The sequence below is a fragment of the Rhodococcus sp. NPDC055112 genome, assembly GCF_053607505.1.
In genome coordinates, this window is sequence record NZ_JBSGTR010000036.1 from 39,398 (window position 1) to 54,231 (window position 14,834).

The 14,834-nt window shown below is 68.6% G+C and carries 18 protein-coding genes and 1 pseudogene; 12 read left to right on the forward strand and 7 right to left on the reverse strand.

Translation table 11 applies throughout. The features are described 5' to 3' along the window. Positions 1-12 precede the first annotated feature (12 nt). The 3 genes from ACWFRB_RS16515 to ACWFRB_RS16525 all read right to left on the reverse strand — a co-directional run bounded on the left by ACWFRB_RS16515 (position 13) and on the right by ACWFRB_RS16525 (position 2,810). Positions 13-480, reverse strand: coding sequence for a hypothetical protein (locus ACWFRB_RS16515; RefSeq protein ID WP_452642213.1), 468 nt, complete (start codon positions 478-480; stop codon positions 13-15). A gap of 56 nt (positions 481-536) precedes the next feature. Further along, the gene (locus ACWFRB_RS16520) at positions 537-1,463 is read right to left on the reverse strand and encodes an AEC family transporter (protein WP_136911732.1); all 927 of its coding nucleotides are present in this window, start codon (positions 1,461-1,463) and stop codon (positions 537-539) included. A gap of 525 nt (positions 1,464-1,988) precedes the next feature. Further along, a complete protein-coding gene (locus ACWFRB_RS16525; protein WP_452642214.1) occupies positions 1,989-2,810 on the reverse strand; it encodes a tyrosine-protein phosphatase in 822 nt (273 codons plus the stop codon). Between the two features lie 673 nt (positions 2,811-3,483). On the opposite strand from ACWFRB_RS16525, the gene ACWFRB_RS16530 reads away from it, so the two are divergent. Then, the gene (locus tag ACWFRB_RS16530) at positions 3,484-4,272 is read left to right on the forward strand and encodes an RsiV family protein (protein ID WP_452642215.1); all 789 of its coding nucleotides are present in this window, start codon (positions 3,484-3,486) and stop codon (positions 4,270-4,272) included. A gap of 140 nt (positions 4,273-4,412) precedes the next feature. On the opposite strand, the gene rpsR is transcribed toward ACWFRB_RS16530, so the two are convergent. The 4 genes from rpsR to rpmB are packed head-to-tail and all read right to left on the reverse strand — an operon-like array spanning position 4,413 to position 5,405. Next, complete coding sequence (rpsR, locus tag ACWFRB_RS16535; RefSeq protein WP_027500792.1) at positions 4,413-4,676, reverse strand: 30S ribosomal protein S18; 264 nt, start codon at positions 4,674-4,676, stop codon at positions 4,413-4,415. A gap of 20 nt (positions 4,677-4,696) precedes the next feature. Then, positions 4,697-5,002 carry a 30S ribosomal protein S14 gene (rpsN, locus tag ACWFRB_RS16540; RefSeq protein WP_077042652.1) on the reverse strand — a complete coding sequence of 102 codons (306 nt, stop codon included), beginning with the start codon at positions 5,000-5,002 and terminating at the stop codon, positions 4,697-4,699. 2 nt (positions 5,003-5,004) lie between these two features. After that, complete coding sequence (rpmG, locus tag ACWFRB_RS16545; RefSeq protein ID WP_027500790.1) at positions 5,005-5,169, reverse strand: 50S ribosomal protein L33; 165 nt, start codon at positions 5,167-5,169, stop codon at positions 5,005-5,007. Further along, the gene (rpmB, locus tag ACWFRB_RS16550; RefSeq protein WP_072751748.1) at positions 5,169-5,405 is read right to left on the reverse strand and encodes a 50S ribosomal protein L28; all 237 of its coding nucleotides are present in this window, start codon (positions 5,403-5,405) and stop codon (positions 5,169-5,171) included. The genes rpmG and rpmB overlap by 1 nt, the downstream gene beginning before the upstream one ends. Before the next feature lie 84 nt (positions 5,406-5,489). Between rpmB and mrf the strand changes: the two genes are divergently transcribed. From mrf to ACWFRB_RS16605, 11 genes and pseudogenes are all read left to right on the forward strand, one after another. Continuing rightward, on the forward strand, positions 5,490-6,803 hold the full coding sequence (gene mrf, locus ACWFRB_RS16555; protein ID WP_452642216.1) for a ribosome hibernation factor-recruiting GTPase MRF: 1,314 nt from the start codon (positions 5,490-5,492) through the stop codon (positions 6,801-6,803). Beyond that, positions 6,800-7,051, forward strand: coding sequence for a type B 50S ribosomal protein L31 (locus tag ACWFRB_RS16560; protein ID WP_077042649.1), 252 nt, complete (start codon positions 6,800-6,802; stop codon positions 7,049-7,051). Before mrf ends, ACWFRB_RS16560 begins: the two co-directional genes overlap by 4 nt. Before the next feature lie 45 nt (positions 7,052-7,096). Beyond that, the gene (gene rpmF, locus ACWFRB_RS16565) at positions 7,097-7,270 is read left to right on the forward strand and encodes a 50S ribosomal protein L32 (RefSeq protein ID WP_136911727.1); all 174 of its coding nucleotides are present in this window, start codon (positions 7,097-7,099) and stop codon (positions 7,268-7,270) included. An 85-nt stretch (positions 7,271-7,355) separates the two neighbouring features. Next, positions 7,356-7,967: a trimeric intracellular cation channel family protein gene (locus tag ACWFRB_RS16570; RefSeq protein ID WP_452642217.1), complete on the forward strand. Its 612-nt coding sequence runs from the start codon at positions 7,356-7,358 to the stop codon at positions 7,965-7,967. A 72-nt stretch (positions 7,968-8,039) separates the two neighbouring features. After that, a complete protein-coding gene (locus ACWFRB_RS16575; protein ID WP_452642218.1) occupies positions 8,040-8,726 on the forward strand; it encodes a response regulator transcription factor in 687 nt (228 codons plus the stop codon). Continuing rightward, entirely contained in the window at positions 8,726-10,213 is a 1,488-nt protein-coding gene (locus ACWFRB_RS16580) for an ATP-binding protein (protein WP_452642225.1), read from the forward strand. The genes ACWFRB_RS16575 and ACWFRB_RS16580 overlap by 1 nt, the downstream gene beginning before the upstream one ends. A 106-nt stretch (positions 10,214-10,319) precedes the next feature. Continuing rightward, on the forward strand, positions 10,320-11,729 hold the full coding sequence (locus ACWFRB_RS16585; RefSeq protein WP_452642219.1) for a S1C family serine protease: 1,410 nt from the start codon (positions 10,320-10,322) through the stop codon (positions 11,727-11,729). Between the two features lie 110 nt (positions 11,730-11,839). Beyond that, positions 11,840-12,337, forward strand: coding sequence for a MogA/MoaB family molybdenum cofactor biosynthesis protein (locus tag ACWFRB_RS16590; RefSeq protein ID WP_037176160.1), 498 nt, complete (start codon positions 11,840-11,842; stop codon positions 12,335-12,337). 622 nt (positions 12,338-12,959) lie between these two features. Next, complete coding sequence (locus ACWFRB_RS16595) at positions 12,960-13,631, forward strand: MspA family porin (RefSeq protein ID WP_452642220.1); 672 nt, start codon at positions 12,960-12,962, stop codon at positions 13,629-13,631. Between the two features lie 62 nt (positions 13,632-13,693). Next, complete coding sequence (locus ACWFRB_RS16600; protein ID WP_452642221.1) at positions 13,694-14,371, forward strand: MspA family porin; 678 nt, start codon at positions 13,694-13,696, stop codon at positions 14,369-14,371. Between the two features lie 296 nt (positions 14,372-14,667). After that, positions 14,668-14,834, forward strand: a pseudogene (locus tag ACWFRB_RS16605) (MspA family porin); the annotation flags it as partial.

The following is a 14,834-nucleotide window of genomic DNA, read 5'->3' on the forward strand; positions in this document are numbered from 1 at the left end:
CGCCACAGTTCGCTACCCGCTGATCACCTGTCGGTCGCCGAGGGGCGCGGCGAGCTGCACCTCGAGGGTGGCCTGGACCGCGATCATGACGCAGACCTTGTCCACCGCGTCCGCCCTTGTACCGGTGCGCAACGCGATGGTGACGTTCGAGGCGGACTCGGTGACGGTGGCGTCGGCGCCGTAGCACTCGGGAGCCCCGGCGGTGAAGTGCACGGCCACGCGGTCGCCGGACTCGCCCACGGTGTAGGACCCGAAGGGGGTTGGGTGCGCATCGACGATGGTCGGGTCGGCGGTGAACACCATGCCGGGCTCGGCGTCGGGGTCGTTCACCGGCGGTGGCGCCGGGCTCGTCGCATCGACGATCGGTGCCTGCGTGGTCACCACGGGCGAGCTCCCTGCGGTTTCCTGGTCCGAGGAGTCGCCGCTGGAGCAACCGGCCAGGGCCAGGCTGAGCAGGGCCGCGACGACGAGGGTGCGCATGCCTCACCGTAACGCGCGCGACGCGGTGGGTGGCCGTGCCCGCGAGTCTCGGCGGGTCAGGCCAGGGCCCAGGCGACGAGCGCGATGGCGGGGATCGAGGCCAGGGTGGTGACCAGGGCGGTGTCGCGGGCGAGCACCGTGCCGCGCTGGTAGCGGCTGGCGTACACGAACACGTTCTGTGCGGTCGGCAGCGCGGAGACGACCACGACGGCGAACAGGTCGTGGCCGTCGAGGCCGAGCAGGAAGCGGGCCATCAGGTAGGCCAACACCGGCTGGACCAGGATCTTGAGCACCGAGGCGAGCGCGATCTCGCGGCGGGGACTGACGCCGCGCTGCAGCACGCGGACCCCGTACAGCGACAACCCGAAGGCCAGCAGCGCTCCCGGCACGGAGGCGCCGCCGATGATCCGGAACGGCTGGATCAGTGATTCCGGCAGCGTCCACCCGGCGATGGCGACCACGAGTCCGGCGATCCCGGCGACCACGATGGGGTTGAGGAACGGGGTGATGAGGGTGTCGCGGATCGAGGTGCCCTTGCGGGTGGTCGCCAGGTCGAGCGCGGTCAGTGCGATCGGGGAGTACACCACGATCTGGAACAGCAGCAGCGGTGCCACGAACGACGCGTCGCCGAGCACGAACACCGAGATCGGGATGCCCAGGTTGGCGGAATTCACGTAGGAGGCGGCCAGCGCGCCGATCGTGGATTCGGGCAGGGGCCTGCGCAGCCAGCCCAGCGCGATCGCCAGGTACACGCCGCCGACAGCGAAGGCCGTGGCCGCGGCCACGGCGAGGGTGGGGGAGAAGACCGTCGCCAGGTCGGCGGTGGCAAGGGTGTCGAAGAGCAGCGCGGGGGTGGCGACGAAGAACACCAACCGCCCGAGCACGAATTCGCCGTGCTCGCCGAGCACCCGTGTCCGGCCGAGGATGTAGCCGATGGCGATGACGACGAAGATGACCGTGAAGCCCGCGAACACACCCGACACTAGCTATGTCCCCTTCGGGGAAAATGCTGCACTACCTGGTCTTTCTATAGGGCGGTGGACGTTGTCCGCGCATCGGCAACGGCGGGCTCCTCGGCGCCGGTCCCGACGTGGTCCCGACTCGAAACCGCATCGATGGCGGACCGTGTGCGTTCATTCTCCCCTGGCCACATGTGAGCGTAGATCTCGAGGGTCGTCGTGGCAGACACATGCCCGAGTCGTGCCTGCACGGTCTTCACGCTCGCGCCCGAGTAGGTGAGGGTAGACGCGTGGACACCGACTCGGCGCGCGCCGGAGTAGGGGCGGCAGCGCTGGGGTGGCTGCGGCTCGCTTCAGCCGATATGAGAAGGCCTCGCCGCCCGAGGGAGCGGCGAGGCCTTCGCCGCTGGTTGGGACCGGAACGGCGAGGCAGAACGATAGGCGGCCTTGGTCGGGGCGCGCCACGATACTCAGCGAACTCTCAGGAAACACCTTGCGGCGCTGGCTAGTACGGGTGAAGCCAGAGCCTGCTTTGATGTCGAGCCGCGATCACCTGAGCAGTTTTGCCTTGAGGCCGGCGATATCCTGGCTCGTCAGACCGAGTCCTTGGCTCACGTAGTTGTCGAAGCTGCCGAACTTCTCGTCCGCTGTGGCGAAGGCGGAATCGAGCCAGGCCTGCTCCACGGGGCTGGGCCCGCTGCTGCTCCCGAGGCTGCCCGTCCCGCCTCCGCTGGTGCCGAGGTAATCGTTGCTGAGCATGAAGTCTGCGTTCACGGTTTCGCGCGGCACACCGAGGATCGTGAGAAGCACCGCTGATAGCCAGCCGGTTCGGTCCTTGCCGCTTTTGCAGTGGTAGAGGACCGTGTCGGGGGAATTCTCGATGTCCAGCAGGACTGCCCGGAACGCGGCGGAGGCATCGGAATTGCTTGGCATCACCTTGTAGAACTGACGCAGGTCCCTCATCGCGATCGCAGTGGCCAGGTTTCCGCCGGTCACGTCGCGGTTGTGCACGGTGGCGCCGGCGGGGATCCGATCCCTTTCGAGCACCCTTTCATAGTCGGTTCGCAGATCTTCCACTGTCTTGACGTTCAATTCCACGAGCTTGGCCAGGTCATCGGTGGTGAGTGCGTTGAGCCCGCTGCTGCGCAGCACCAGCCCGGATCGAACGGTCTTCCCGTCGGTGGTGGTGTAGCCACCGAGGTCGCGGGCGTTCGGAGCACCCGTCAGGTGCAGCGAGTGGTCGATCGCGGCAGGCGCGACAACGGGTACCGGTGCGGCCGCGGCGATCGACGGGATCGGAGCGAGCAGGAGGCCGGCGGTCAGGGCGAGGGTCGCCGCCGAGCTGGCCCGGATGAGGGTTCGGTGGGACACGGAAGGTCCTCCTCTTTCAGTCGTGGTGACGGGTGGCTGCTCGGGCGGGAGAACCGAGAGGAGGGTAGCGGCGAGTCTGACCGGGTGCTGAATTTTTTATGAATTTCTTGTAGGTGATTGGCGCGAGTCCGTTCCGGCTGTCCACGCTTTCGAGGCCGCCGGAGTGCATCACGGGGCGTCGTCGGCCTCGCCTATGAAACGAGCCCTGCCGAATGTTGCGCATCCGGCAGGGCTCGTGTGCCACACACAGGGGGATGGGAGTGGCACATTCTGGAAATCGAGGATTCAGGGTGTCGCGTTACCGCCGTGTGCCGGGCCGCGGTCGCAATGGGCCGTTGGCCGATGAGAATGGCGATTCTATTGGCGCCGATCAGGGTATGAGCGTGGGCCTCGCCGCTCTCTCCATCGGCGAGGCCCACGTGCCGCCCGATCTCGGGTCAGGACGGCAGACGGTGACGGTAGGTGGCTGGCGGTCGGGCTCGCCACGATACTCAGCAAGCTCTCAGGAAACGTCTTGCGGGTTGAATGGGTCCCCATCGCCGACTGCATGGGTGGGGACCCGCTCGCATTTCACGCCTCAGTCTTCCTTGGGCGGACACGCACGCCTGGTCCTCCTCTCTCCGCTTGCTGATCGGGCGCATCATGGATCCACCCCGTCGAGAGGAGTGACTTCATGCGAGGGTCTCGTGTCCTGCGCCGAGGAGCCGTGGCTCTCGTGCTCCTGGCAGGCCTGGCCGGCTGTTCCTCGGGCGGCGGTGGGACCGCGGTGCCCGAGCCGTCAGCGGTTCAGTCGTCGTCGCCGGTGACGACGACGGAGGCGACGCCGTCCACGGCCGACGGTCCGCGGGCCGCCGGGCCGTACGTCGCGACCACCAGCCGGTCGACCGGCGACACCGGGCGCGTCCGCTACGACGTCACGCTCCCGCGGATCGAGGGCGGGAACCCCGCTGTGATCGCCGAGTTCAACGAATCCGTCGCGGCGGCGTTGCAGGACCAGATCGACGGCCCGGGCGATGAACGGTTCACGTTGGAGGGCCGGGAAGCGTTCGCCCGGATCGGGGGCCGGGTGGTCAGCGGCCTGCTGGTGACCTCCTGGAATGCCAACCCTCCTGGGGCGCACCCCACCCCGCTGGTCGCCACGGTGGTCGTGGGCGTCGACGATGCTCAGCCGATCACGCTGGCGGCGTTGTTCCCCGATCTGCAGGCCGGGCTGAACCGGCTCTCCGAGGAGTCCGCGCGGTTGCTGCCTGCCACCGCGGCAGGTGAGGAGTTCGAGCGCGAGGGGATCGCCCCCACCGAGCTCAACTTCGCGAACTGGCTGCCGACGCCCGCCGGGATGGAGATCCACTTCTCGGACTATCAGGTGGGCCCGCACGCGATCGGGCTGGTGGTGATCACGGTGCCGTGGGACCGGCTGGCCGATGTCGTCGCGCCGGAGCTGCTCGACGTGGTCCGCAGCTGACCGGCGCGCAGCGCCGAGTGTGCCGTTGTCGGGGCAAATGCCGAGAGGGAGCGTGGGTAGCTGCACACTCGGCGGTGTGCCCGGGAACGCAGAAGGCCGCGCAGTCCTTGCGGACTGCGCGGCCTCGGCTTCTGCGCTGACTACCGGCTGGTGCTGGTGAACGGCAGCAGGGCCATCTCGCGGGCGTTCTTCACCGCGACGGCAACCTGACGCTGCTGCTGCGGGGTCAGGCCCGTGACGCGACGGCTGCGGATCTTGCCGCGGTCGGAGATGAACGTGCGAAGCAGGTTCACGTCCTTGTAGTCGACGTGCGTGATCTTCGCCGCGAAGAGCGGGTTCTTCTTGGGCTTGCGGCCCGCGTCAGCGCCGCGCGGCTTCTTGGACGGGGCTCTCTTGACTGCCATTGCTTCCCTTACGGCTCGAATTACCAGCTGGACTTGCGGACGCCTGGCAGTTCCCCACGATGGGCCATCTCGCGCACACGCACACGAGACAGGCCGAATTTCCGTAGGTGACCTCGCGGACGTCCGTCCGCAGCGTCACGATTTCGCAATCGTACCGGACTCGCATCGCGCGGCAGACGCTGCAGGGCGGTGCGGGCGCTCGCACGCTCCTCGTCGCTGCTCGACGGTCGCCGGATGATCTCCTTCAGTTCCGCCCGACGCTCGGCGAACCGGGCGACCACGAGCTTGCGTTGCTCGTTCTTGGCGATCTTGGACTTCTTGGCCATGCCTAGCGCTCTTCCCTGAAATCGACGTGCCTGCGGACCACCGGGTCGTACTTGCGGAGCACCATCCGGTCCGGGTCGTTGCGGCGGTTCTTGCGGGTGACGTAGGTGTACCCGGTGCCCGCGGTGGACTTGAGCTTCACGATCGGACGGATCTCGTTGCGTGCCATCAGACCTTCTCTCCCCGTGCACGGATCCGGGCCACGACGGCCTCGATGCCGTCCCGGTCGATGGTCTTGATGCCCTTCGCGGAGACGGTCAGCGTGATGCGTCGGCCCTCGCCGGCCAGGTAGTAGGTCTTCTTCTGGATGTTCGGGTCCCAGCGGCGGTTGGTCCGCGTGTGGGAGTGGGACACGGACTTACCGAACCCCGGTTTGCGTCCGGTCACCTGGCAGTGCGCCGACATGGTGTTCCTCCTGAGTCCTCTCACGTAGAGATGACAATCATTTTCGACAACAGCGTGAGTTCACTGTAGCGTTGCCTTCGGCTAATGACAATCGTTATCGAAAGAGGTGTTGAGGTGAGTGATCGGCGGACGCCGCTCGTTCTGGTGTCGGGGTGGTCGGACGCCGTCGACGCCACCGCGCGGGCCCTGCTTGGCGACGGGACCGTGCTGGTGCACCACGACCTCGGGCACCTGGGGGAGGGCATCCTGCGCCGCACCGTCACGGGGGCCGACGGTATCGCCAGGACCCACATCCTCGAGCTCGCCCACGGCTGCGTCTCCTGCACGCTCCGCGAGGACCTGCTGCCCCTGCTGCGCCGCCTGCATGCCCGCAGTTCGGTTCGGCGGATCGTGCTGCACCTGGACCGGGCGCTCGAACCCGAGGCGCTGTGCTGGGCGATCGAGCACGTCGCGGTCGCGGGCGTGGTCGGGCAGATCGACGGTCCGGCATCGCGCGACGTGCGGGTCGAGGCCGTCGTCACCTGCATCGACGCCGCGACCTGGCTCGACGACGCGACCGGCGACGACGGGCTGGAGGAGCGGGGACTGACGGCGGGCGGCGACGACGAGCGCACGGTCGCGCAGCTGGTTGTCGGGCAGGTGGACTATGCCGACGCCCTCGTGGTCTCCGGTCGCGCGGCGGACGGCTGGGCGCAGGCGAAGCTGCACGCCGTGCTGGCCCGGCTCGCGCCGTCGGCGCCGATCGACTGGGTGGCCGAGGGCGGCGCGGTCGAGGCCGAGCGGCTGCTCGCGCGGATTCCCGCCGGCGCCAGGCGAGGCGAGGTCGGCGACGCGCACTCGGCCCTGTTGCGTGGGCAACCGCCGCTCGAGGAGGACTGCGGCGTCGCGATCATCGAGTTCACCGCCGACCGTCCCTTCCATCCGGAGCGCCTGCACGAGGCCGTCGACGTGCTGCTCGACGGCGTGGTCACCGCGCGCGGCCGGCTGTGGTTGGCCACCCAGCCCGAGCACGTGTGCTGGCTCGAATCCGCAGGCGGCGGGCTGCGGGTCGCGGCCGCGGGACGCTGGCTCGCGGCCATGACCCCGGGGGAGCAGGAGTCTGTGCCGACCGCGCGCCGTGCCCTCGCCGCGCTGCGCTGGGACGAACGGTTCGGCGACCGCGACACCTCGCTGATCGTGCTCGTGCACGCCGCGGACCCGGACCACATCGACAGGAGCCTGCGGTGGGCCCTGGTCACCGACGAGGAGCTGCGGCACGAGCCCGACTGGGCGGGCTGGCCGGACCCGTTCGGGGAATGGCACGAGGACCCCTGCGAGGACGGGGGCACCGGGGGCGGGCCAGGACAGCAGGCAATCGACTCGCTACCAGGCGAGACCAACAGAGAGGATCGCGCATGAAGAACGGCATCCACCCCGACTACCACCCGGTGGTCTTCCAGGACTCGGCCACGGGGTCGACGTTCCTGACCAGGTCCACCATCGTCAGCGACCGCAGCATCGACTGGGAGGACGGCAACCGCTACCCCCTCGTCGTGGTCGACGTGACCAACGAGTCGCACCCGTTCTGGACCGGGGCAGCCCGGTTGATGGACACCGCGGGCCGCGTCGAGAAGTTCGAGCGCCGATACGGCAAGCGCACCCGCTGACGGCCTCACCGCACAACCAAACAAAACAAAAGGAGCGAACAGGAAATGGCAGTCCCGAAGCGACGCATGTCGCGCTCGAACACCCGCAGCCGCCGGGCCCAGTGGAAGGCCACCGCGCCGGACCTGGTCGAGGTGACCGTCGGCGGGGTGACCCACCGGGTGCCCCGGCGACTGGTCCGCGCGGTGCGGCTCGGGATCTACGAACCCGGCGCCCGCTGACCCGGCGCTCCGCTGACCCGGCGGCCGTCGGCCGGTCCCGCACCGGCTGACGGCTGACCGCCCGCCGCCGTGGCACCCTGGACCGGTGCTGCTCAAGGTGCTGGAGTTGATCGGCGTCGTGGCGTTCGCCGCCTCCGGCGCCCTCGTCGGCGTCAGCAAGCGCCTCGACATCTTCGGGGTCTGTCTGCTCGGGATCTTCACCGCCATCGGCGGCGGTGTCATCCGTGACGTGCTCCTCGGCATCCACCCGCCGACCGCGCTGAACACCTGGCCGACGTTCACCACCGCGTTGGTCACCTCCGTGGTCGTGTTCTTCCTGCACCCGACGGTCTCGAAGCTGCGCCGCGAGATCCTGGTGCTCGACGCGGTCGGCATGGGGCTGTTCGCCAGCAGCGGCGCCGTCATCGCGCTCGCCGCGGGCGCCAGCGGTCAGGCCGCCTGCCTGATCGGGGCGACCACCGCGATCGGCGGCGGCGTGCTGCGCGACATGCTCGTCAACGAGATGCCCCTGCTGCTGCACCGCGACCTGTACGCGGTGCCCGCGCTGCTCGGATCCACGGTCACGGTGGCGTGCCTGGAGTTCGGGCTCACGCCGAACCTCGGGCTCGTGGTGGGCACGGTGTCCGCCTCGACGGTGCGACTGCTCGCGCTGTGGCGGCACTGGAACCTGCCCGGCCCCCGGGTGTCCGAGAGCTGAGGGGTCGCAATTGACCGTCGACGCTCAGACCCCTCTCAGCGTGATCTCAGTTCGTGGGGTCAAACTGTGACCATGCGCATCCTGGTGGTCGACGACGACCGTGCCGTGCGGGAATCCCTCCGCCGATCCCTGACCTTCAACAGCTACACCGTCGACCTCGCCGTCGACGGCGTCGACGCGCTCGAGAAGGTCGCGGCGGCGCGACCCGACGCGCTGGTGCTGGACGTGATGATGCCGCGCCTCGACGGGCTCGAGGTGTGCCGTCGGCTGCGCAGCACAGGTGACGACCTGCCGATCCTCGTTCTGACCGCGCGGGACTCGGTGTCGGAGCGGGTCGCGGGTCTCGACGCGGGGGCAGACGACTACCTGCCCAAGCCGTTTGCGCTCGAGGAGTTGCTCGCTCGGCTGCGCGCACTGCTGCGCCGCGCCACGCCCGACGCGGGGGCCGAATCGGAGGCGATGACCTTCGAGGACCTCACCCTCGACCCGGTCACCCGCGAGGTCACAAGGGCGGGCCGCTCGATCAGCCTCACCCGCACCGAGTTCTCACTGCTCGAGATGCTGATGGCGAATCCGCGGCGGGTGCTCACCCGCAGCCGCATCCTCGAGGAGGTATGGGGCTACGACTTCCCGACCTCGGGCAACGCACTGGAGGTGTATGTGGGCTACCTGCGGCGAAAGACCGAGGCGGAGGGGGAATCCCGCCTCCTCCACACCGTGCGCGGTGTCGGCTACGTGCTCCGGGAGACGCCTCCGTGATGGTTGCCCCCTTCGGCAGGAACGGCACGGCCACGAACGGCGTAGGCGCCAACGGTGAGCAGGCACCGATGCCCGAGATGCGGCCACCGATGCCGCTGACACGGTCGGTGTCGCTGCGCTGGCGCGTCACCCTGCTCGCGGCCTCGGTGGTGGCAATCGCGGTGGCGGTCATGGCCATCGCCGCGTACGCGGTGGTCTCCCGCGCGCTCTACGCCGAGGTCGATTCGCAGCTGCATACCCGTTCGGCCACCCTCATCGACAACAACCTCGACGCGATGGACTTCCGGTACATCTCGCTGGCCACCTTCTACTCCGACGACATCAGCGTCGCGCTGATCTTCCCGGACCAGAACGTGTACATGCCGCCCGGTTCCAACGCGCCGATCGGGAACGCCGAGATGTCGGTGGCCAAGGGCGAGCACGACAGCTCGCTGCGCACCGTCGACGGCCAGCGCGTGCTCACCCAGAGGACGAATCTCGGCAGCACCCTGGTGATCGCGCAGCGCCTGGCCACGACGGGAGAGGTGCTCGATCGGCTCGCGTGGGTGCTGTTCACCGTCGGCGGGTGTGGAGTCGGACTCGCCGCCCTAGCAGGAATGGCAGTGGGACGAACCGGATTACGGCCGATCGCCCGTCTCACCGCGGCCGCCGAGCGGGTCGCCAAGACCGACGATCTCACGCCGATCCCGGTCACCGGCAACGACGAGTTGGCCCGGCTGACCGTGTCGTTCAACACGATGCTTCGGGCGCTCGCCGAGTCGCGGGACCGGCAGAGCCGGCTGGTCGCGGACGCGGGCCACGAACTGCGCACGCCCCTGACCTCGCTCCGCACCAACATGGAATTGCTCATCGCCTCGGGGCGCCCTGGGGCACCGCAGATCCCGGACGAGGACATGGCGGAGCTGCGCGCGGATGTGGTCGCACAGATCGAGGAGCTCTCCACCCTGGTGGGCGACCTCGTCGATCTCGCCAGGGAGGATGCGCCCGAGACCGTGCACGAGAGGATCGATCTCAGCGACACCGTGGAACGCTCGCTCGAACGGGTCCGCAGGCGGCGCAACGAAGTCGACTTCGAGGCACGCACGATCCCGTGGTTCGTCTACGGCGACGGTGCCGGCCTCGCGAGGGCAGTGCTGAACGTGCTCGACAACGCGGCAAAGTGGAGTCCGCCCGGCCAGGCGGTCCAGGTCCGGATGCAGCAGCTCGACAGCGGTCGCCTCGCGTTGACCGTCGCCGACGCAGGCCCCGGTATCCCGGAGGAGGACCGCCAGCTGGTGTTCGAGCGGTTCCACCGGTCGACCGCCGCCCGTTCGATGCCCGGATCCGGGCTGGGGCTGGCCATCGTCCGGCAGGTCGTGGTCAAGCACGGTGGCACGGTCGAAGCGGGCCGGTCCGAGCTCGGCGGCGCGCTCATCACGATCGTGCTGCCCGGAGAGGCCGAGTTCGTGCCTGGCGGACAGGCGCACGGAAGGGTCTCGGCAAACTGACAGCCTGATCTCAGCACCCTCTCAGACCGCTCGTGCAGAGTCGTGAGTAACGAGATCGAACACAGTGCGCCGAGGGCGTGCAGGGGAGAAACGGATACCAATCGCGATGACCGACGACCACAGCAGTCAGCCGAATCAGCCGCAGCCGGGCCATGAGCAGGCGCCGTCGCAGCCCAGCCACCAGTCGACCCCTCCGACCGTCGGAATGCCGCAGGCAGGCCACGAGCAGGCGTCGGCCGAACCGACCGCGGCGTACCCGCAGTACCAGCAGCCCTACCAGCAGCAGGGGTACTCGCAGGCACCGTACGGTGCGTACCGGCCGACCGAGCAGTACCCGACCGCGGGGGCGGGCGCCGCCGCCCCGACCGCGGACGCGGCCGCCGCATTCGGTGCGACCACGACCACCAAGCCCCGGCCCTCCCGCGTCGCCCTCGCCACCGGTGCGATCGCGCTGGCCCTGGTCAGCGGCGGCATCGGCGGGATCGCGGGCGCCTGGGCCGCCGGGGACGGCTCCGGGCCGGTCACGAACTCGCTGAACGCCCCGCAGGCCAACGCCAAGCCGGCGGCGAACGCGCCGGCGGGCTCCGTGCAGGCGGTGGCGCAGAAGGTGCTGCCGAGCGTGGTTCAGATCCAGGTCGCGGGTAGGCAGGCCGAGGGCGAGGGTTCGGGCGTCATCCTGTCCTCGGACGGGCTGATCCTGACCAACAATCACGTCGCGGCGGGCGCGGGCCCGGACGGCAAGATCATGGTCGCGTTCTCCGACGGTTCCACCGCCTCGGCCAAGCTGGTCGGCGCGGACCCGATGTCGGACCTCGCGGTGATCAAGGTCGACGGCAAGAACAACCTGACCCCGATCGAGCTGGGCAACTCCGCCGACCTCCAGGTCGGTCAGGGCGTCGTGGCGATTGGGTCGCCGCTCGGTCTGGCAGGCACCGTCACCAGCGGCATCATCTCCTCGCTGAACCGGCCGGTGTCCACCAGCGGCGAAGCCGCGAACCAGAGCACGGTCATCGACGCCATCCAGACCGACGCGGCGATCAATCCCGGCAACTCCGGTGGGGCGCTCGTCGACATGGAGGGCAGGCTGATCGGTATCAACACGGCGATCGCCACCCTCGGCGGCGCCCAGGCGGGTGGCCAGCAGGGCGGCTCGATCGGCCTCGGATTCGCGATCCCGGTCGACCAGGCCCGGCGCATCGCCGACGAGCTGAGCAAGACCGGAAAGGCCTCGCAGGCCATCATCGGAGTCACGGTTCCCTCCAAGGATGATTCGCACGGGGCAGGCGTCAAGGACGTGTCGCCCGGTGGTCCCGCCGAGAAGGCCGGAATCCCAGGGGGCGCGGTGATCACCCGGGTCGACGATCGCGTCATCGACAGCGGTGACGCCCTGATCGCGGCGATCCGCTCGCACGCGCCGGGGGACAAGGTGAACATCACCTACACCGACGCCAAGGGACTCGGCGAAAAGACCGTCGAGGTCACCCTCGGCACCGCGCCGACGCAGGGCGGTCGCTGATGTACCCGACGAACGGCCGTGCCGACGGGCACGGCCGTTCGTCCGTCGCGGTCCGTCGGATTCACGGGCGGTCGGGGCCGGCCGTGGTGGCGGGCACTACCGTAGGAGTCATGGACATCGAAGCCACACTTGCCGGGCGGGCCCTCGTCGTGATCGTCGACGACCGCGCAGCCCACGGTGCAGAGGTCGACGCGATCGGACCGCTGGTCACGGAACTGCTCGGAGAGGCGGGCTTCCTCGTCGACGCGACCGTCGCGGTGTCTGCCGACGAGGTGGAGATCCGCAACGCACTCAACACCGCGGTGATCGGTGGTGTGGACCTGGTCATCTCCGTTGGCGGAACCGGGGTCTCGCCTCGCGACGTCACTCCTGACGCCACCGCGGCGGTGCTCGACCGCGAGATCCCGGGGATCAGCGAGGCGTTGCGTTCGTCGGGCCTGGCGGCGGGCGCGCTCGACGCCGGGCTGTCCAGGGGACTCGTCGGGGTCTCCGGCAGTACCCTAGTGGTGAACCTGGCATCGTCCCGAGCGGCCATCCGCGACGGGATGGCCACACTCAGCCCGCTCGCCGGTCACGTGATCGGGGAGCTCTCCGGGATAGAGGACTAGTCATCGCCGACCAGGCCGAGAACGCACCCAGCCGGGACCCGATCGATCGGGCCCGGCTGGCGCGCATTTTCGGCGATGTACTGCCCGAGACCACCAGGGACGAACGTTCCGACGGATCGGCCGACGAGTCCTCGTCGGCCGACGATTGGCTGCGGCGACAGGTTCCCCCGCACCACGGCTGATCCCGTTTTGTCCGATTGTCAAAATCGGCCGAGGAAGCCGCGACATTGATGGCGATGAAACGTCGGGTGAACACCTTCCCCAGCGGAATTGTCAACCCTTCGGCGCACATCTCGCCGAATGGCGAAACGAAACCTTGACGAAGTGGTGCGGCTCACCCGGTTTCCCGGCCCTTCAAACGTTGCCATGCTGGTCAGGCGTGGTTAATCTCCTCCGCGAGTCAGTACAGGAACAGGGTCGGCGGAGCTCAGAAATGCGCGTCTGCCGGGAGCTTTTCCCTCGAATTCGGGGGAAATATCTCCGGCGAATCTCAGCCCCGCATTGATCACCTCGAGTTCACCTCGCGGTCACCATTGTTGGCAATACTTCGCCGGGCCGTATGGACCACTCATCAGCCTCGGCGGTCGAGGTTGAGAAGTAGCAGAACCTTTGAGGGGAACGAATGAGCGAGAACCGCAAGTCCGGCCTGCGCCGTGGCGCCCGCATCGCAGGCGCCGGCGCCGCTGCGGCGGTGGCGATCGGCCTGATGTCGACCGGTGCGGCGCATGCCGACACCCTCGTGCCGCTGCCCGACGGGCAGAAGGCCGGACCGGGAGCGGTCGTCTCCCGCACCGGCGAGAGTGCCCTGATCTCCCCGTCGCTGGCCGCCAATGGCGCCGGCCGCACCGCGTGGGTCTCGGGCACGGTCACCGCCGACGTCAAGGGCATCACCAAGGAAGGTGAGGTGGGGCCGTTCAACGGTGCCACCAATGACAAGGGCACCAACAACTCCTCGACGCACGGCGTCTCGCGGATCAGCACCGGCTACATCGTCGGCTGCCAGGTCGACATCACCGGCCTCGGCGGCTCCATCGGAGCGGGCCTCGACCTCTCGGGCCCCTCGATCTCCGGTTCGCTGACCGTCCCGGTCTCCGCCGGACAGGTCAAGTTCGTGAACGTCGCGGGCAAGGACATCAAGAAGAACGGCAAGTACTCCGTCCAGTACCAGGACACCCAGCTGGAAATCCAGAACTGCGGCGGGTTCGCCCAGGCACGTTCCTACACGGTGGTCGAGATCGTCGGCGACAACTACTCCAAGACCACCCTGTACGGCCAGCCCTTCAGCATCGGCTGACCTGATCTCCTTCGCCCACACACTTTCTCGCACTCGCGAACCCAGACCCTTAGAGGGGAACAATGAACGCCAGTAAGAACGGCCTGCGCCGCGGGCTGCAGACCGCCGCCGTCGGTGCCACCGCCGCGATCGCCCTCGGCTTCTTCTCCGTAGGTGCGGCGAACGCCGACACCCTCGTGCCGCTGCCTGACGGCTCGATCACCGAGACCCTCGTCGACGGCACCGTCGTCAAGATCACCCGCACCGGCGAGTCCGCCAACATCTCCCCGTCCTTGGGCTCGACCCCGCTGCACCGCAACGTGTGGGTCTCCGGCTCCACCAAGGTCGAGCTGTCCGGCGCCAACGCCGACGGTGGCAAGATCGAGCCCGGCTACGTGGTGGCCTGCCAGCTGACCCTCGGCGGCAAGGGTGGCGCCGACACCGGAATGTCCTCCAACTGGGAGGGCGAGGGCGTCAAGCAGACCGCCAAGAGCGCGGGCAACCTGTCCATCGCCCCCGGCCAGGCCAAGAACGTCAAGCTCCTCGACCTGGAGAAGGCCGACGACTTCGGCGGCGAGTCGCACTCGGGCGCCAACAGCTTCAAGGGCAAGGGCGGCAGCGTCACCTGGGCCGACTCGACCATCGGCGTCGAGGGCTGCGCCGGCTACGCGCAGGCCCGCTCCTACGTGAAGGTCACCGCCAACACCAAGAACGTCAGCAGCACCATCACCCTGTGGGGACAGCCGTTCAGCCTCGGCTGATTCTCGGGGCCAACGAACCACCGGTGAGATGAATCACAAAACAGTCAAGGCCCAATCACGAACGGGATGAGACCCAATCACGATCGTGTGATCGGCCGGCAGAAGCCGGGGACGAAACGGACATTTCCGTCGTCCCCGGCTTTTTGCTGTTGCCTGGGTCACCCACGCAGTTAATGATGTGTAAAAGTGAGGTTTCGGATCTATTCACGGGGTGTTCAACCCTTTAGCTTTGCGGGGCAACCGTGCTCACCGCCTGGTCAGGCGTGAGGTGAGCGCAAGACCTGTGAGGGGATTCAATGAGCGAGATCCGTAAGCGTGGCGCCCACCGCACCCGCGTGATGAGCATGAGCGCTGGTGTCGGTGCTGCCGTGGTGGCGATCGGCCTGATGTCGACCGGTGCGGCGCATGCCGACACGTTTGTGCCGCTGCCGGATGGGCAGAAGGCGGGGCCGGGTGCGGTTGT

Coding starts and splice junctions, on each gene's coding strand:
- ACWFRB_RS16515 (WP_452642213.1), bottom strand. CDS start 480: ATGCGCACCCTCGTCGTCGCGGCCCTGCTCAGCCTGGCCCTGGCCGGT.
- ACWFRB_RS16530 (WP_452642215.1), top strand. CDS start 3,484: ATGCGAGGGTCTCGTGTCCTGCGCCGAGGAGCCGTGGCTCTCGTGCTC.
- rpsR (WP_027500792.1), bottom strand. CDS start 4,676: ATGGCAGTCAAGAGAGCCCCGTCCAAGAAGCCGCGCGGCGCTGACGCG.
- rpsN (WP_077042652.1), bottom strand. CDS start 5,002: ATGGCCAAGAAGTCCAAGATCGCCAAGAACGAGCAACGCAAGCTCGTG.
- rpmG (WP_027500790.1), bottom strand. CDS start 5,169: ATGGCACGCAACGAGATCCGTCCGATCGTGAAGCTCAAGTCCACCGCG.
- rpmB (WP_072751748.1), bottom strand. CDS start 5,405: ATGTCGGCGCACTGCCAGGTGACCGGACGCAAACCGGGGTTCGGTAAG.
- mrf (WP_452642216.1), top strand. CDS start 5,490: ATGACAATCGTTATCGAAAGAGGTGTTGAGGTGAGTGATCGGCGGACG.
- ACWFRB_RS16560 (WP_077042649.1), top strand. CDS start 6,800: ATGAAGAACGGCATCCACCCCGACTACCACCCGGTGGTCTTCCAGGAC.
- rpmF (WP_136911727.1), top strand. CDS start 7,097: ATGGCAGTCCCGAAGCGACGCATGTCGCGCTCGAACACCCGCAGCCGC.
- ACWFRB_RS16575 (WP_452642218.1), top strand. CDS start 8,040: ATGCGCATCCTGGTGGTCGACGACGACCGTGCCGTGCGGGAATCCCTC.
- ACWFRB_RS16580 (WP_452642225.1), top strand. CDS start 8,726: ATGGTTGCCCCCTTCGGCAGGAACGGCACGGCCACGAACGGCGTAGGC.
- ACWFRB_RS16585 (WP_452642219.1), top strand. CDS start 10,320: ATGACCGACGACCACAGCAGTCAGCCGAATCAGCCGCAGCCGGGCCAT.
- ACWFRB_RS16590 (WP_037176160.1), top strand. CDS start 11,840: ATGGACATCGAAGCCACACTTGCCGGGCGGGCCCTCGTCGTGATCGTC.
- ACWFRB_RS16595 (WP_452642220.1), top strand. CDS start 12,960: ATGAGCGAGAACCGCAAGTCCGGCCTGCGCCGTGGCGCCCGCATCGCA.
- ACWFRB_RS16600 (WP_452642221.1), top strand. CDS start 13,694: ATGAACGCCAGTAAGAACGGCCTGCGCCGCGGGCTGCAGACCGCCGCC.